Below are 16,305 nucleotides of genomic sequence, written 5' to 3' on the forward strand. Positions count from 1 at the left end.
GCCACGCGGGCGCTCGTTTCACGTTCAGCCGAGCAACGCGTCGGCGAATTCTTCGGCGCTGAACGGCTGCAAGTCCTCGACTTTCTCTCCCACGCCGATGAAATACACCGGCACCGGCCGCTGACGCGCGATGGCCGCGAGAATGCCGCCCTTCGCGGTGCCGTCGAGTTTCGTGACGACGAGACCGGTGAGACCGAGCGCGTCGTCGAACGCCTTGACCTGCGCGAGCGCGTTCTGACCCGTGTTCGCGTCGATGACGAGCAGCACTTCGTGCGGCGCATCGGGCATTGCCTTCGCGATCACGCGGCGCACCTTGCGCAGCTCTTCCATCAGATGCAATTGCGTCGGCAGACGTCCGGCGGTGTCGGCCATCATCACGTCGATCTTGCGTGCGCGCGCCGCGCCGACCGCGTCGTAGATCACGGCGGCGGCGTCGCCGCTTTCCTGCGCGATCACCGTCACGTTGTTGCGCTCGCCCCAGACCGTCAGCTGTTCGCGCGCGGCGGCGCGGAACGTGTCGCCGGCGGCGAGCATCACCGACTGATTGAAGCGCTGCAAATGCTTCGCCAGCTTGCCGATGCTCGTCGTCTTGCCGACGCCGTTCACGCCCGCGATCATGATGACGAGCGGTTGCGCGCGTCCGAGCATCAGCGATTTCTCGAGCGGGCGCAGCAGATCGACGAGCAGTTCGCGCAGCGCCTTCTTGACCTGCGAGGCGTCCGTCAGGCGTTCCGCGCGCACCTTCTCGCGCAGTGATTCGAGCAGGAATTCCGTTGCATCGACGCCGGCGTCGGACATGAGCAGCGCGGTTTCGAGCTCTTCGTAGAGATCCTCGTCGATCTTCGCGCTGACGAAAATCCCCGTCAGATTGGAGCTCGTCTTCGAAAGACCGTGCCGCAGACGCGAGATCCACGATTTTTTCGCGGCCGCATCGAGCGTCGGCGGCGGCACGACTTCCTCGCTCGCCTGATCCGTCTCTGGGCCGCGCGCCCATTGCGATTGCGTGCGCCCTTGCCAGTATTCCTTCGATTCCTCCGAGGGCGGTGCGGCGGGCGGCGTGGGCGCAGCGGGAGCGACGGTTTCCGCGGGCGCCGGTTCCTCCGGCTGCACTTCCTCCGACGGCGTTTCGGCGGAAAGCGCCTGACGTTCCAGCTCGGCGTCGGAGATTTCTTCGTCTTCGGCCGCCTCGACGGATTCGTCCTGAGGCGCGTCGAGCGGCGCATCAGCCGGCTTTTTGAATTTCTTGAAGAAGCTGAACATGGATGTGTGACGATGATGCGCGCGTGATCCGATGGCCCTGTGCGCGCTTTCGAGTCGTTTTTGCGCGAGGCCCGCGCGATGGGATGGAAGCGGCATATTTTATCAGGCGCTGCCGTGCGCGCCCGTGCGGCTCCCGTCATGGCGTGCGTGTGGTAACGTTGGCTTTCATTGCTCGCGCCATCCGATCTCAAGCAAAAACACGCCCGGCGCGCCCGATTCCCACCTTCCTTTTATGCCTCGCTCGTCCGCTACCCGCTCCGCCCTGACCAGCCACACGCCATCGCGCGGCGGCAAACCGCACACGATCCGCATCATCGGCGGAGACTGGAAGCGCACGCCGCTGCCCGTGCTCGATCTCGATGGCCTTCGGCCCACGCCGGATCGCGTGCGTGAGACCCTCTTCAACTGGCTCGGCCAGGATCTCTCCGGACAGCGTTGTCTCGACATGTTCGCCGGTAGCGGCGCGCTCGGTTTCGAAGCCGCGTCGCGCGGCGCGGCGCGCGTGCTGATGATCGAACGAAGCGCGAAGGCGGCCGCTCAGATCCGCGCAAATCAGGCCAAGCTCGGCGCGCGCAACATCGAGATCGCGGAGGCCGATGCGCTGCGGCTCGTCGCGAGCCTCGCGCCCGGTTCGTTCGACGTGATCTTTCTCGATCCGCCTTTCGGCGATCACGCGTTGCTATTGCGCGCGCTCGAGCTGACGGCGCCGCTCGCTTCGCCCGATGGCGCGATTTACGTCGAATGCGGCGATGCGCTGGACATGTCCGGCATCGATGCGCTCGCCGGCTGGAGCGTCGTGCGCGAGGGCAAGGCGGGCGCCGTCCGCTATCATTTGCTGCGCCGCGAAAATGAGGAATAATGCGCGTTCCCGATTTCGACGCAGCCGATTTCGCGGGAAACGAGGCAGAGCTGGTCGTCGCAGCCACGCGGCCCAGTGTAAATAGAAGAGGAGAAGCTCATGGTTGTCGCCGTGTATCCGGGTACGTTCGACCCGCTCACCCGCGGGCATGAAGACATCGTGCGGCGCGCATCGAGCATTTTCGATCAGCTCGTCGTGGGCGTCGCGGACAGCCGCGCGAAGAAGCCGTTTTTCTCGCTGCAGGAACGGCTCGATATCGCGCACGAGGTCCTCGGGCATTATCCGAACGTGCAGGTGAGCAGTTTCACCGGGCTATTGAAGGATTTCGTGCGTAAGAACAACGCGCGCGTGATCGTGCGCGGATTGCGCGCCGTCTCCGATTTCGAGTATGAATTCCAGATGGCCGGGATGAACCGCTATCTGCTGCCCGATGTCGAGACGATGTTCATGACGCCGTCCGATCAATATCAGTTCATCTCCGGCACCATCGTGCGCGAGATCGCGCAGCTTGGCGGCGACGTGAGCAAGTTCGTGTTCCCGTCGGTGGAAAAGCGGTTGATGGACAAGGTCGGCGAGCAGACGCAGAAAGATCCGGCGGCGCCTTGAGACGCCGGGCCCGCGCACTTATCTGCGAAGGTGCGCGGGTTTATGCCGGAAGCCATCCGGCAAGAAGAGAGTGAAGCATGTCCCTGATCATTACCGACGAGTGCATCAACTGCGACGTTTGCGAGCCCGAGTGCCCGAACGACGCAATTTCGATGGGTCCCGAGATTTACGTCATCGACCCGAACAAATGCACGGAATGCGTCGGCCATTTCGACGAGCCGCAGTGCCAGCAAGTGTGCCCGGTGGAATGCATTCCGCGCGATCCGGCGCACGCCGAATCGCCCGAACAGTTGATGGCCAAGTACCACGCGCTGATGGCCGCGAAGGGCAATTCCTAAGCGACGATCTCCGTCAATGCAGCGACGAGCGCATCGCATTCGGCCGGCGTGCCGATGGAAATGCGCAGATGCTGATCGATGCGCGGCAGTTTGAAGTGGCGCACGAAAATTTCCTTCGACTTTAGCGCCGCGGCGAGCGTCGCGGCATCGTGCGCGGGATGTTTCGCGAAGACGAAGTTGGCTGCGGACGGAACGACATCGAATCCAAGCGTCTGTAGCTGCGCGCTCAACTTCTCGCGGCTCGCGATCACCTTCGCGCAACCTTCCTCGAACCACGCCTGATCTTCGTACGACGCGATTGCCGCGACTTGCGCGAGGCGGTCGAGCGGATACGAATTGAAGCTGTCCTTCACGCGCGTGAGCGCCTCGATGAGCGCCGGATCGCCGAACGCAAAGCCGACGCGCATACCCGCCAGCGAACGCGCTTTCGACGTCGTCTGCACGACGAGCAGGTTCGGATAGGCGTCGATCAGATTCACGGCCGATTCCGCGCCGAAGTCCACATACGCTTCATCGATGATGACGGGTGCATCCGGATTCGCCTTCAGCAGCACTTCGATTTCCGACAGCGGCAGGGCGCGGCCCGTCGGCGCATTCGGATTCGGCAGCAGCACGCCGCCGCATGGCGCGCGGTAATCGTCGACATCGATGGCGAAATCGGCGTTCAGCGGCACGGTCTCGTATTCGACGCCGTAAAGCTGCGCGTACACGGGATAAAAGCTGTAGGTTATGTCGGGAAAGCGGATCGGCTTGTCGTGCTTGAGCAGCGCCTGGAACGCGTGCGCGAGCACTTCGTCCGAACCGTTGCCCGCGAAAACCTGCTCGATGCGCAATCCGTGATGGTTCGCGACGGCCTCGCGCAATGCACGCGCGGTCGGATCCGGATATTTGCGCAGCGCCGCGCCGTCCGCGCCGAGCTCGTGGCGGATTGCATCGACGACGCGCGGCGACGGCGGATACGGATTCTCGTTGGTGTTCAGCTTGACGGGATGCGCCAGCGCGGGCTGCTCGCCCGGCACATACGGCGTCAAACGATGGACGATATCGCTCCAGAAACGGCTCACTGTCGGCTCCAAATCAAGAATTGCGGTGCAGGTTCATCATCGCACGCTCGGTTTCGCCTGCGACGACGAACGGCATCACGGCGAGCGCGCGCTCGATCGACTGATCGATCGCGTCCTGTTCCTCGCGGCGCGGCGGCTTGAGGACGAAGTTCGCGACGTCGGGTTTCGCGCCCGCGCGCGCGCCTTCGGGAATCAGATCACGCGGATGCCCGATCCCGATGCGCAGCCGCCAGTACTGCTGCGACGAAAGATGCGCGGAGATGTCCTTCAGGCCGTTGTGGCCGCCGCTGCCGCCGCCGAGCTTCATCTTGACGGTGCCGGGCGGAAGATCGAGTTCGTCGTGCGCGACGAGAATTTCGTCGGGGAGAATCTTGAAGAACTGCGCGAGCGCAACGACCGATTGCCCTGAGCGATTCATGAACGTCTGCGGTTCGAGCAGATGCACTTCGTGGCCGTGCAGACGTCCCTTGCCGTAGAAACCGTGGAAACGGCGCTCTTCGCGCAACGTGGCGCCGGCGTCGCGTGCGAACTGGTCGACGAACCAGAAGCCCGCGTTATGCCGCGTCGCCGTGTATTCGGCGCCCGGATTGCCCAGGCCGACGATCAGCTTGATCATGTCGAGTCTTGTAGAACGAAAAAAAACCCGCCGGGGCTTGCGCGCCGGCGGGTCACGTCGACCGTTCTTGCGAACGGATCGAGAGGATAGCGATATTCCGCGTGCTTACTCGGCTGCCGGCTTGTCGCCTTCAGCTTCGCCAGTCCCTTCCGACACGACGGCAGCCGGAATGGTCGCCGAAGCCACCACCGGATTTTCCGCCTCGACGGAGATCGTCAGGCTCACGCCCTTCGGCAGCGGGATGTCCTTCGCGTGCATCGTCTGGCCGGCTTCGATCTTCGCCAGATCGATTTCCAGGAACTCAGGCAGGTCTGCCGGCAGGCATTCCACTTCCAGTTCCGTCACGACGTGCGAGATCACCGCGCCCGACAGCTTCACGGCCGGGTTGGTTTCCTGGTTCATGAAATGCAGCGGCACCTTGGTGTGCAGCTTCTTCTTCGCGTCGACGCGCTGGAAGTCCACGTGCAGCACGAGCTGCTTGAACGGGTGGTATTGCACGTCGCGCAGCAGAACTTGTTGCGACTTGCCGGCCACTTCCAGGTCGAGAATCGACGAGTGGAAAACTTCTTTCTTCAGGGCGTGCCACAGGGCGTTGTGGTCGAGTTCGACCAGTTGAACGTCCGTTTCACCGCCGTACACGATACCCGGGGTCTTGCCCGAGTTACGCAGGCGGCGGCTCGCACCCGTACCTTGCTTGCTACGCTCGAAAGCGACGACTTTCATATTCGACTCCTATATCTGCCCGCGACCAGGCAGGGAAACCGGGATCATCGAAAACGTGTGATCCCACAACAAGCGACGCGAACCTTCGTCCGTTCGCGCCGATCATGCAAAAACGCGAAGCCTCTGCTTCGCGTTCCTTGCTCGATTCTGATTAACCTTCGGCGAAGAGCGACATCACCGAGTCGCCGCGCCGGATTCGGGAGAACGTCTCCGCGAGCAAACCCGCGCTCGACAGCGGACGGATCTTCGCGCACGCGAGCGATTCGGCCGAAAGGGGAATCGTGTCCGTGACGACGAGTTCGTCCAGCTCCGACGCCGTGATGCGCGCCGCCGCGCCGCCCGACAGAACGGGGTGCGTCGCGTATGCGAAAACCTGTTTCGCGCCACGATCCTTCAATACTTGCGCGGCCTTGCACAGCGTGCCGGCGGTGTCGACCATGTCATCCATGATGACGCAGGTGCGGCCTTCCACTTCACCGATGATGTTCATCACTTCAGCGACATTCGCCTTCGGACGGCGCTTGTCGATGATCGCGAGGTCCGTGTTCAACTGCTTGGCGAGCGCACGCGCGCGCACCACGCCGCCGACGTCCGGCGACACGACCAGCAGATGGTCATGGTTCTGCTTGCGCAGATCGCCGAGAAGAACGGGTGTTGCGTAGATGTTGTCGACGGGGATGTCGAAGAAGCCTTGAATCTGGTCGGCGTGAAGGTCCATGGTGATCACGCGATCGACGCCGGCAATTTCCAGCATGTTCGCGACGACCTTCGCCGAGATGGCCACTCGCGCGGAACGCGGACGGCGGTCCTGGCGCGCATAGCCGAAGTAGGGGATGGCTGCGGTGATCCGGCCTGCGGATGCGCGCTTGAGCGCATCGACCATGATCATCAGTTCCATCAGGTTGTCGTTCGTGGGAGCGCAGGTGGACTGCAGAACGAATACGTCTTTGCCCCGAACGTTTTCCTGAATCTCGACCATGATCTCGCCGTCTGAGAAGCGGCTGACCATCGCTTTGCCGAGAGGAATACCAAGGATTTTGACGACTTCCTGTGCAAGCGCGGGATTAGCGTTGCCAGTAAAAACCATCAGGCCGTCACTGCTCATCGTGCACCTGTCTGCGGCTGGAGGCGAGAGGAAAAACGCGAGAAAAGGAATGGCAGGGGAGGAAGGACTCGAACCCTCGCATGCCGGAATCAAAATCCGGTGCCTTGACCAACTTGGCGACTCCCCTACACAACTCTGAGTCTCGCCGGGAAGTGTAGGACATACCCGGCAAAACGAAACCTATGACGCGAAAGCGAAGAGAGGATGAGAATCCAGACTTGCCGTTACCACACTCTTCCAGCTTGCCGGCAGTTTGGCTTGCGCCATTTCTGCTTCGGCTCGGCTGGCGAAAGCGGCAAACACGCTTGCTCCAGATCCGGTCATTCGCGCCGGTGCGAGATTGGAAAACCACTCGAGCACCTTTGCAACTTCCGCGTACTTTCCTGCAACCACAGCCTGCATGTCGTTTCGACCGAAGCTGTCTGGCCAGTTTGTGTCTGACCTTTGCTGTGCAAGAAAGTCCATCATTGTGACGACTTTCGTATCCCGTGTCAAGCTTTTTTCGGAGAAAATCGCCGCGGTGGGGACGTGAGCATCAGGCGTTACTACGAGGAAGAAACGTTTCGGCAGATCGACTGCCTGGAGCGCCTCACCTACACCTTCTGCGAAAGCATTTTGCCCGAAGACAAAAAACGGCACGTCCGCGCCGAGTTGCAGGCCGAGATTCTGCAGAATCTCACGCGAAAGATCAACACCCCAGAGACGATTTAACGCTAAAAGAGTTGTCGCCGCGTCGGAACTGCCTCCGCCGAGGCCCGCACCCATTGGCAAACGCTTGTCGATCTCGATCTCCGCGCCGAACTTCGTCCGCGTGTGATGCTGGAGCAAACGTGCGGCCCGCACGACGAGATCGTGTTCTTCGGGCACGCCCGGCACGTCGGTCTTGCGCATGATGACGCCGTCGTCGCGACGCCTGAAGTGCAGATGGTCGCCCCAGTCGAGCAACTGGAAAACGGTCTGCAGCGAGTGGTAGCCATCCGGACGGCGGCCCGTGATGTGCAGGAAAAGATTCAGCTTCGCGGGCGCGAGGCAGTCACGAAGCGTTTCGTTCGATGAGGACATGCGTGATGCTTTGAACCGAAAGCGGCTGAGTTATTGATCGAGCACGAGCTTGATGTCGAGCGGCGGTTCGCTGCGCGTGAGATTCACGCGCTTCACGCCGGTTCCCGGCGCGTCGGCATAGGCGAGATAGTCGATCGTCCATCCGTCCTGCTTGATTTCTTTCGGACGGCCGTTGTCCGCGCCCGGATCGAGCGTGGTCTGTGCACGCGAGCTAGGCGCGGCCGACGGCTGGAGCCAGTAGCGCAACCCTTCGACCGGCAGCGCGAATCCGAGCGTGTTCTGCATGAGTTGAGATACGTTGTCGGCGCTGACGGGTTGCCGGTTCGGCAATTCGAGCGTCGCGAGCGACGGCGATGAAGTCACGATCGCCATCGTCTGGCCGAGGGGATTGCGCAACTGCAGCGTGACGGTGTCGCCCGTCTCCTGCCAGTCGAAATTGCCGTAGGCGTTGCGCGGCGTGCCGTTCTGGTCGTTGTACTGCACGGCGAAGCGTCCGTGATACATGCGGCTCGTCTGCGTCGCGAGCGACGTGGATGCGTTCGTCGTCGTGGGAACGCGCGGTTCCAGCGCGCAACCGGACATTACCAGCGCGGCGGCCGCCGCGATGCCGAGCGCGCCGCGTCGAAGCGATGCGCCGGCGAATGAATCGAATGCGATCAAAGGTCGTTCACCTGAAGTCGTTTCAGCGTTTTGACGAGCGTGTCGTTGTCAGGTTCGAGCTTCTGCGCTTGCCGCCATGTGGCGCGTGCCTGATCCTGCTGCCCTGACTTCCACTGCACCTCGCCCAGATGCGCGCCGATTTCGGCATTCGGCTGAAGGTTGTAGGCGTTCTTAAGGATCTTCTCCGCCTCGGCCGCATTGCCCTGACGGAAGCGCGCCCAGCCGAGACTATCCATGATGAACGCGTCGTTCGGGGCGAGCGAAACCGCTCGTTCGATCAGCTTCACCGCTTCGTCGAGCCGCTGATTGCGATCGACGAGCGAATAGCCGAGCGCGTTGTACGCTTGCGGGTTGTTCGGCTGCGTCCGCATCAAAGTGCGAAGCTGCGTTTCCATGACGTCGTAGTGACCGTTCTTCTCGGCGGCCATTGCGTAGTCGTACGTCAGATCGGGATCGTCGGGGAACGCGGCGACCGCCTTCGCGAGATTCGCCTCCGCTTCCTTGTAGCGATGCGCCTCGAAAAGAATCGCCGAATCGGTGCGTGCGAGCAGCGCCAGATCGCGCGGATCCGAGCTTTGCAGATTGCCGATCAGCGCGCGTGCATCGTCGACCTTGCCTTGCTTCGCGAGCAGTTGCGCGCGCGTGATCTGCGCAGGCAAATACTGCTGGCTCGTGCGCGGAATCTTGTCGAGCCACTGGCTCGCGGCGTCGTCGTTCTTTTGTTCCAGCGCCAGTTGCGCGAGATAGATATAGGCCTGACCAGGATCCGCGCCCGGCGTGTTTTCCGCCGCCTTCGCGTATTGGTTCAAGAAGTCCTGCGCCTTGTCGAACTGCTTTTTCTGGATGTTGATGAGCGCGAGCGCCATCAACGGCGTCAGGTCCTTCGGGTCGTTCTTGCGCATGATCTCGAACTGCTTCTGCGCGTCGTCGAGCCTGTCGGCGGACAGATACAACTGCGCGAGCGCGAGCCGCGCGTCATGCGATTTCGGATTCTTGTCGACGTATTTCTCGAACGACGCGATGCCTTCCTTGCGCTCTTCCGGGCCCATGCGCGCAAGCGTCAGCGCGGCAGGCAGGTAGTCCGGCTTGAGTTGCAACGCCTTTTCGAGCGATGCCTTCGCGCCCGGCGGATCATCCGCGACGAGCTGCTGACGTGCGAGCGCGAGTTGCGCTTCGGGCCGGTTCTGATCGTTTTGCGTCAGGTCCTTGAGCACGTTCAGGCCACCGACACGATTCGGCCCGCGCGCGAGTAAGGTCTGAAGAGAAAGTATGGCGTCGCCGCGCTGGTCCGGCGCCACCTTCGCGAGTTCGCGTTCGAGCGTCGGCTTCGCGTCTTCGGGCTTGCCGCCGACGATTAGCAGCGATGCGCTCAACTGCGCCGCGCGATCGGAATGCGGCGCGAACTGCTGCCAGAGCTGCGCCGACGTGAGCGCGTCGTTCGGGCTTTGCGCGGCGATCGCGATTTCAGTCGCGCGCTGCGCGAAACGCGGATCGTGCGTGTCGCGGGCCAGCGCGAGATAGGTCTGGAATGCGGGCGCGGGCTGGCCGCGCTGCAATGCGACTTCGGCCGCCAGAACCTGGAACACGATCTGGCTCGACATTGTCACATTCGGCAGATCCTGTGTCTCCGCGCCGCTGACGGGCGCGGTCAGCAGATCGGCGGCGTTTTGCGCGTCGGCCTGATCGTCGGCGCTCGGAACGGGCGTGGCGTTCTGCGCCTGGGCGTGCGCGGGCGCGAACGCGAGCGCGGCCATCGCGAGCGCAACGGCGCCGGCGATTCGCGACATTGGCACGGCGAACGAATGCGTCGAACTGGACTGACGCTTCGCAAACAGCTTCATGACGAACGAGTTCATGGAAATCCAGACGATGTTTCAGTCGATTGTAACGCGGTCGCTAAAATACCGGCACAAACGCCAGAGCAAGTCTCTCTCCAGAAAAATGCCCGAACTGCCGGAAGTCGAAGTCACTCGCCGCGGAATCGAACCCTATGTCGCCGGACGGCGCGTCGAGCACGTCGACGTGCGTACGCCCGCGCTGCGCTGGCCCATCCCGAAGCATCTTCCGAAGACGCTCGGCCATCTGAAAATCGACAAAGTAGAGCGGCGCGGGAAGTATCTGCTGTTCGAAACCGTCGAAGGCTGGCTGATCGTCCATCTCGGCATGACCGGCACGCTGCGTGTGCTGCGGCATGTGCCGCAGCCGCCCGAGGCGGCGAAGCACGATCACGTCGATATCGTGTTCGACGATTTCATTCTCCGTTTTCGCGATCCGCGCCGATTCGGTGCGATTCTCTGGCATCCGCGCTCGGACGGCGACGTGCTCGAACATCCGCTGCTCGCGAGCCTCGGCGTCGAGCCGTTTTCGCCGGAGTTTTCGGGCGCGCTGCTGTTCCGCGAGACGCGCGGGCGCAAGGTGTCGGTGAAACAGGCGCTGCTCGCGGGCGGGATCGTGGTGGGCGTCGGCAATATCTATGCGTCGGAGAGCCTCTTTCGCGCGGGCATCCGGCCGACGACCGCCGCCGGGCGCATCTCTCTCGTGCGCTATGACCTGCTCGCGGACGCCGTGCGCGTGACGCTCGCCGCCGCCATCGACAAGGGCGGCAGCACGCTGCGCGATTTCGTCGGCAGCAACGGCGAGTCGGGCTACTTCCAGCTCGACTATTTCGTCTATGATCGCGCGGGCCTGCCGTGCCACGTCTGCGGCACGGCGATCAGGCAAATCGTCCAGGGACAGCGCTCGACTTACTTCTGCCCGCGCTGCCAACGCTAATATCCGATGCTCGCTCTCACCGATTTTTCGTCGCGCCTCATCGCGTGGCAACGCATTCACGGCCGTCACGACCTGCCGTGGCAGAACACGCGCGATGCTTACCGCATCTGGCTGTCGGAGATCATGCTGCAGCAGACGCAGGTTTCCACCGTCATTCCGTACTACGCGCGATTTCTCGAACGCTTTCCGACGGTATCGGCGCTCGCCGATGCGCCCATCGACGACGTCATGGCGCTCTGGGCCGGGCTCGGTTACTACTCGCGCGCGCGCAATCTGCACCGCTGCGCGCAGGCCGTCGCGCACGAGCACGGTGGCGCGTTTCCGCAGACCGTCGACGAACTCGCGCTGCTGCCGGGCATCGGACGATCGACGGCAGCGGCGATCGCGTCGTTCGCGTTCGGCGCACGCGCGACGATCCTCGACGGCAATGTGAAGCGCGTGCTCGCGCGCGTATTCGGCGTCGAAGGTTTTCCGGGCGAGAAGAAAGTCGAGAAGGCGATGTGGACGCTCGCGGAATCGCTCTTGCCGGAAGCCGCGAACAACAACGATGTGACCGCTTACACGCAAGGCCTGATGGACCTCGGCGCGACGCTGTGCGTGCGCGGCAAGCCGGACTGCGCGCGCTGTCCGTTCGCATCGGATTGCGTGGCGAAGGTCGAAGGGCGTCAGCGCGAGTTGCCCGCCGCGCGCCCGAAGAAAGCCGTGCCGACGCGCAAGACATGGATGCTGGTCCTGAGGGACGGCGATTCGATCCTGCTGCAGAAGCGTCCGTCGATCGGAATATGGGGCGGATTGTGGAGCCTGCCCGAAGCGGCGGACGAAGCCGCGCTAGCGCAAGTCGCGCAGCGTCTCGGCGCCGATGAACATCTGCAGCGACTCGCGCCGATGTCGCACGCATTCACGCACTTCAAGCTGGATATCGAGCCGCGGCTCGGCGAGGCGCGCCAGGCGCCGCGCGACTTGATGGACCTCGAAACCGTCTGGGCGTCGCTCGCGAAGATCGACGCCTATGGCGTGCCCGCGCCGGTGCGCAAGCTGCTCGACGCGCTGACAGGCACGCTCCTCTAAAGCAGTTGATGATGCTGCATGTAGTGATGCACGACGTCGATGCGCGCGCCGGCGTCCATCAACTCCATGAGCTTCTGGCGTGCGCGCATCGGGATCGGCAGGATTTCGGCGAGGCGGTTGGAGACCCAGGTGGGATCGTCGTATAGAAAGGGCTCGACGAAGGGCAGATTCTGCGGCTCGCGTTCCTTGATCGTGTCGATGATGCGCTCCAGCACTTCTGCGCACGCGCCGAATTTCGCGAGCGCCTCGGCGCCCTGCAGCGGCTGATCTTCACCCAGCAACTCGGCCGTGCCGACGATCAGATTGCTCGGCTCGACACGATGATCGGTGAGCCGGAAACGATCGGTTCCGCGTGCCTGCACGAGCAGGAGACCGAAGGTATCGACATCGCATTCCGCGATTTCAGCCAGGCAGCCGATGCTTTCCGGCACCGACGGATCGCCCGGCGAGGCGACTTCGTGCCCGCTCTTGAGCAGGCACACGCCGAACGGCGTCTGCTCGCGCAGACACTCGCGCGCCATGTCCAGATAGCGTGCCTCGAATATCTTGAGCGGCAGCAGGCCGCCGGGAAAAAGCACGGTGTGAAGCGGAAACAGCGGCAAGTCGGCCAGAACAGGATTCGCGGACATCGCGTCCCTCCAGGATGGACCGCCGGCGCGGCGATCAGGTTCGCGTGTGGATCGCGCTACCCGGCGGGGATGGGCGCGTCACGATGCCGCACGATCACATTCGCCGTCTCGCAAAAGCGCGCGGCGAGCGCCTCCGCGATGAACACCGAGCGATGCTGGCCGCCCGTGCAGCCGATCGCGACAGTGAGATAGCTGCGGTTGTCGTCGCGAAAACGCGGCAGCCATTTGCCGACGAACGCGCCGATATCGTCGATCATCTCGCCGACCAGCGGCTGCGCGGTGAGGAAATCGATGATCGGTTTGTCGAGGCCCGTGAACGGGCGCAATTCGCGGTCGTAGTACGGATTGGGCAGCGTCCGGACGTCGAAGACGAGATCGGCGTCGAGCGGCACGCCGCGCTTGAAGCCGAACGATTCGAACATCAGCGTGAGGTCGGCGGCGTCGGTTTCGACGAAGCGCTTGACCCACGCGCGCAGAACGTTCGCGCGCAAATTGCTCGTGTCGATCTGATGGCCGTATTCCGCGAGGCCCGCGACCAGTTCGCGCTCGCGTTCGATCGCTTCGGCGAGCGAGTTCAGCACGCCGACATCGGCTTCGCGCATCGGCGGGCCCGACAGCGGATGACGCCGGCGCGTCTCGGAGAAACGCTGGATCAGCGACTGCGTGCTCGCGTTGAGGAACAGCACGCGCAGATCGAAGTCCTTCGAGAGCTTGTCGATGATGGACGGCACTTCATCGAGCGAGAGACTCGAACGCGCGTCGATCGCGACGGCGAGGCGCGTCTGGCCTTCTTTCGCGAGATAGTCGGCGAGTTCGGGCAGAAAGCGCGGCGGCAGGTTGTCGACGCAATAGTAGCCGCCGTCTTCAAGCGCGTTCAGCGCAACGGACTTGCCGGAACCGGAGATGCCGGTGATCAGGATGATACGCATGGGTCTCGGGAAATTCGCTTTTCCTAAGCTTAGCACCTGCGCCCGATTCGTTTCGGCGCGCGCTCAGATCAGCTTGCCGGGAAACTGGCTGTCGGGATCCTGCATCGCAAGGCGTTGGCGATCCATGAAGTCGCGCAAGGTATCGATGCCGCGCAGTTGCAGAATCGTGTTGCGCACCGCGGCCTCGACCAGCACGGCGAGGTTGCGGCCCGCGGCGACCTGAATCGTCACCTTGCTGATCGGCAGGCCGAGCACGTCGACGGTCTGGCTTTCCAGCGGCAGGCGCTGGAATTCGCCGTCCGGCCGGCGCACGAGTTGCACGATCAGCTTGAGCTTCATCTTCCGGCGCACGGCGGTTTCACCGAAGATCGTCTTGATGTCGAGCAGTCCGAGGCCGCGCACTTCGAGCAGATTTTGCAGCAGCGGCGGACAGCGGCCTTCGACGAAATCGGGGCCGAGGCGCACGAAATCGACGGCGTCGTCGGCGACGAGTCCGTGGCCGCGGCTGATGAGCTCCAGACCGAGCTCGCTCTTGCCGAGACCGGAGTCGCCGGTGAGCAGCACGCCCATCCCGAGGATGTCGATGAACACGCCGTGCAGCGTCGCGCGCGGCGCGAGAATGCGCGACATGTACGCGCGCAGGCTGTCGATAACGGCCGCCGCCGACATGCGCGTCGTGAAGAGCGGCGTCGACGAGCGCGTGCAGCGCAGAACGAGCTCCGGCGGCGCGCCCACTTCGCCCGCGACGACTAGAAACGGCGGCTCGAGCGCGATCAGCTCGGCCATGTGGCGCGATCGGTCTTCGTCGGACTGGCGCTGGTAGTAGTTGATCTCGGCGTCGCCGAGCACCTGGATACGGTTCGGGTGAATCAGGTTCAGGTGACCGACGAGGTCGGCGCTCGACGTCGCGTTGGCGACCGTCTCGCTCGAAAAGCCGCGTTCCCAGCCTTCATGCCCGGTGAGCCAGCTGAGCTTAAGAGCGGCGGCGTTGTCGTCGAAAATGCTTTGGGCGTTGATGCTGGACGTATCCATGAGACCGGAACTCCGTTGGAAGCCGGGAGCAGCCTTTGCGTCACGACGAAGCGGGTCGCTTCGATACGCTGCATGGCGCTGCGTTTGACCGATTGTGCCCCAGAAGCCTTGCGTAAGCGAGGCGCGCCCGGCGCGGAGGCGGCACGGACGCGCAACGCTATGTTCGGGTGGCTATTACGGTTGCCATTGCGTGAGCACCTGATAGAGCGCGTCACGATCTTCTTCCTTGTGCAGACGCTCGCGCGCCTCGGTGTCGGAGAGCAGTTGGGCGATCTCCGACAGAATTTCAAGATGCTGCTGCGTCGCCTGTTCGGGCACAAGCAGGAAGATGAGCAGAGAGACCGGCTGGCCGTCGGGGGATTCGAACGCGACGGGTTCGGCGAGACGCACGAAGGCGGCGAGCGGTTGCTTCAGCCCCTTGATGCGGCCGTGCGGAATGGCGACGCCTTCGCCGAGGCCGGTCGAGCCGAGGCGCTCACGCGCGAAGAGATTGTCGGTGACGGTGCTGCGAGCGATGCCGTTCTGGTTCTCGAAAATCAGGCCCGCTTGCTCGAATACGCGTTTCTTGCTGGTAACGGACAGTCCGAGAACCACGTTCTCGATGGGAAGAAATTTGGCTAAACGATTCATGTTGGCAGGCGAAAGCGTGGCCTGATAGCTCCTCATCGTGGCAGCTGTCTGAAAGCGCTCACGGCGATGGTGAAACGGAAAGTGCGCTGGCGGCGTTGCCTGCAGCGTGCCTGTCGTGCGACCCCGAAAATTACCGGACCATTATAGAACAGGGCACTGCCCGATGGTGCGCCGCGCAATGGCACGGTTTTCAATTCAATGTGCAGGACAAAGCCCTGAAAATCAATGGCTTGTATCACCTAGCGGCAGAAATCCAACAAAAAAGCCGCCAGTCGGGGCGGCTTCGGTTCGGTGCATGCGCCGATCCATCGTTTCCGGATATTCGAGGACTCCCTCCAATCAGTCCCGCCGTCCTGTGGCGGCGGGTTTTGCTGTCATCCGGCGATCAGACTTCGTGCATGCCGTGCTTCATGCTCACGGCGACGGCGCTTCCATCTCATGCGACTCGCCGCGGTACTTCACGGACTCATGGGCGTGGCCCTGGATCTTGTCCTTGTGCTTGATGACCTGCCGATCCAGCTTGTCGACCATCAGGTCGATGGCCGCGTACATATCAGCGTCACAACTCTCGATGAAAATGTCCTTGCCCTTCAGGTGCAGGTTGATTTCCGCCTTCTGCCTCTTTTCCTTTTCCCTATGATTGTCGACCGAGAGGACCACGTTGCCGTCGATCACTTGATCGAAATGACGGAGCACCCTGTCCAGTTTCGTGATCACATACTCGCGCAACGCAGGCGTCAATTCGAGGTGGTGTCCACTGATCTTCAGATTCATAGTTGCTCTCCAAGCTAATGGCCGCTAGGCCACGTCGGCTCGTCCGATACCGGTCGGCAATGTGTCCCGCCGGCGCGTCATCCTGGCGCGCTTGACAAACGGGGCGCATCGGCCGGCACGTCCGCGCTTTCGCGTTGCGGCCGGTAAACGCCCATCGCAACACGCGATGGACTACAGA

The 16,305-nt window shown here is 62.9% G+C and carries 18 protein-coding genes and 1 tRNA gene; 5 read left to right on the forward strand and 14 right to left on the reverse strand.

All coding sequences use genetic code 11. The annotated features are described in order from the left end of the window. Window positions 1-24 precede the first annotated feature (24 nt). Complete coding sequence (gene ftsY / locus NCS03_RS01700; RefSeq protein ID WP_008351714.1) at window positions 25-1,260, reverse strand: signal recognition particle-docking protein FtsY; 1,236 nt, start codon at window positions 1,258-1,260, stop codon at window positions 25-27. A gap of 232 nt (window positions 1,261-1,492) precedes the next feature. Here ftsY and rsmD point away from each other — a divergent pair, with 232 nt between their 5' ends. The 3 genes from rsmD (at window position 1,493) to NCS03_RS01715 (ending at window position 3,063) form a co-directional block, all read left to right on the forward strand. Further along, window positions 1,493-2,119, forward strand: coding sequence for a 16S rRNA (guanine(966)-N(2))-methyltransferase RsmD (gene rsmD, locus NCS03_RS01705; protein WP_034470529.1), 627 nt, complete (start codon window positions 1,493-1,495; stop codon window positions 2,117-2,119). A gap of 99 nt (window positions 2,120-2,218) precedes the next feature. Beyond that, window positions 2,219-2,725, forward strand: a complete 507-nt coding sequence (gene coaD, locus NCS03_RS01710) for a pantetheine-phosphate adenylyltransferase (RefSeq protein ID WP_008351711.1) — start codon at window positions 2,219-2,221, stop codon at window positions 2,723-2,725. Between the two features lie 77 nt (window positions 2,726-2,802). After that, window positions 2,803-3,063, forward strand: coding sequence for a YfhL family 4Fe-4S dicluster ferredoxin (locus tag NCS03_RS01715; RefSeq protein ID WP_008351708.1), 261 nt, complete (start codon window positions 2,803-2,805; stop codon window positions 3,061-3,063). Here NCS03_RS01715 and hisC read toward each other — a convergent pair. From hisC to NCS03_RS01755, 8 genes are all read right to left on the reverse strand, one after another. Beyond that, a complete protein-coding gene (hisC, locus tag NCS03_RS01720; RefSeq protein ID WP_250528687.1) occupies window positions 3,060-4,127 on the reverse strand; it encodes a histidinol-phosphate transaminase in 1,068 nt (355 codons plus the stop codon). The genes NCS03_RS01715 and hisC overlap by 4 nt on opposite strands. A gap of 13 nt (window positions 4,128-4,140) precedes the next feature. Next, a complete protein-coding gene (gene pth, locus NCS03_RS01725; RefSeq protein ID WP_250481454.1) occupies window positions 4,141-4,743 on the reverse strand; it encodes an aminoacyl-tRNA hydrolase in 603 nt (200 codons plus the stop codon). A 105-nt stretch (window positions 4,744-4,848) separates the two neighbouring features. After that, a complete protein-coding gene (locus NCS03_RS01730) occupies window positions 4,849-5,466 on the reverse strand; it encodes a 50S ribosomal protein L25/general stress protein Ctc (RefSeq protein ID WP_034470532.1) in 618 nt (205 codons plus the stop codon). 151 nt (window positions 5,467-5,617) lie between these two features. After that, a complete protein-coding gene (locus tag NCS03_RS01735) occupies window positions 5,618-6,571 on the reverse strand; it encodes a ribose-phosphate pyrophosphokinase (RefSeq protein WP_008351701.1) in 954 nt (317 codons plus the stop codon). A 50-nt stretch (window positions 6,572-6,621) separates the two neighbouring features. Further along, window positions 6,622-6,698: transfer RNA gene (locus NCS03_RS01740), tRNA-Gln, on the reverse strand. Window positions 6,699-6,751: 53 nt separating this feature from the next. Continuing rightward, a complete protein-coding gene (ispE, locus tag NCS03_RS01745) occupies window positions 6,752-7,633 on the reverse strand; it encodes a 4-(cytidine 5'-diphospho)-2-C-methyl-D-erythritol kinase (protein WP_008351699.1) in 882 nt (293 codons plus the stop codon). A 30-nt stretch (window positions 7,634-7,663) separates the two neighbouring features. After that, window positions 7,664-8,293 (reverse strand): lipoprotein insertase outer membrane protein LolB, encoded by a 630-nt coding sequence (gene lolB / locus NCS03_RS01750; protein ID WP_008351698.1) that lies wholly within the window; start codon window positions 8,291-8,293, stop codon window positions 7,664-7,666. Next, entirely contained in the window at window positions 8,290-10,149 is a 1,860-nt protein-coding gene (locus NCS03_RS01755; protein WP_008351697.1) for a tetratricopeptide repeat protein, read from the reverse strand. Before NCS03_RS01755 ends, lolB begins: the two co-directional genes overlap by 4 nt. Window positions 10,150-10,234: 85 nt before the next feature. Here NCS03_RS01755 and mutM point away from each other — a divergent pair, with 85 nt between their 5' ends. Continuing rightward, on the forward strand, window positions 10,235-11,065 hold the full coding sequence (mutM, locus tag NCS03_RS01760) for a bifunctional DNA-formamidopyrimidine glycosylase/DNA-(apurinic or apyrimidinic site) lyase (protein WP_008351696.1): 831 nt from the start codon (window positions 10,235-10,237) through the stop codon (window positions 11,063-11,065). A 6-nt stretch (window positions 11,066-11,071) separates the two neighbouring features. Further along, window positions 11,072-12,133, forward strand: a complete 1,062-nt coding sequence (mutY, locus tag NCS03_RS01765) for an A/G-specific adenine glycosylase (RefSeq protein ID WP_034470540.1) — start codon at window positions 11,072-11,074, stop codon at window positions 12,131-12,133. On the opposite strand, the gene NCS03_RS01770 is transcribed toward mutY, so the two are convergent. From NCS03_RS01770 to hpf, 5 genes are all read right to left on the reverse strand, one after another. Beyond that, window positions 12,130-12,762 (reverse strand): LON peptidase substrate-binding domain-containing protein, encoded by a 633-nt coding sequence (locus NCS03_RS01770; RefSeq protein WP_008351694.1) that lies wholly within the window; start codon window positions 12,760-12,762, stop codon window positions 12,130-12,132. The genes mutY and NCS03_RS01770 overlap by 4 nt on opposite strands. Window positions 12,763-12,818: 56 nt before the next feature. Continuing rightward, a complete protein-coding gene (gene rapZ / locus NCS03_RS01775; protein ID WP_008351693.1) occupies window positions 12,819-13,691 on the reverse strand; it encodes an RNase adapter RapZ in 873 nt (290 codons plus the stop codon). A gap of 63 nt (window positions 13,692-13,754) precedes the next feature. After that, a complete protein-coding gene (gene hprK / locus NCS03_RS01780; protein WP_008351692.1) occupies window positions 13,755-14,723 on the reverse strand; it encodes an HPr(Ser) kinase/phosphatase in 969 nt (322 codons plus the stop codon). A gap of 174 nt (window positions 14,724-14,897) precedes the next feature. After that, window positions 14,898-15,353: a PTS IIA-like nitrogen regulatory protein PtsN gene (ptsN, locus tag NCS03_RS01785; RefSeq protein WP_008351691.1), complete on the reverse strand. Its 456-nt coding sequence runs from the start codon at window positions 15,351-15,353 to the stop codon at window positions 14,898-14,900. Window positions 15,354-15,767: 414 nt separating this feature from the next. After that, window positions 15,768-16,127, reverse strand: coding sequence for a ribosome hibernation-promoting factor, HPF/YfiA family (gene hpf / locus NCS03_RS01790; protein ID WP_008351690.1), 360 nt, complete (start codon window positions 16,125-16,127; stop codon window positions 15,768-15,770). Window positions 16,128-16,305 lie beyond the last annotated feature (178 nt).

It is taken from the genome of Caballeronia sp. ATUFL_F1_KS4A (assembly GCF_023630905.1).
Lineage (GTDB): Bacteria > Pseudomonadota > Gammaproteobacteria > Burkholderiales > Burkholderiaceae > Caballeronia > Caballeronia zhejiangensis.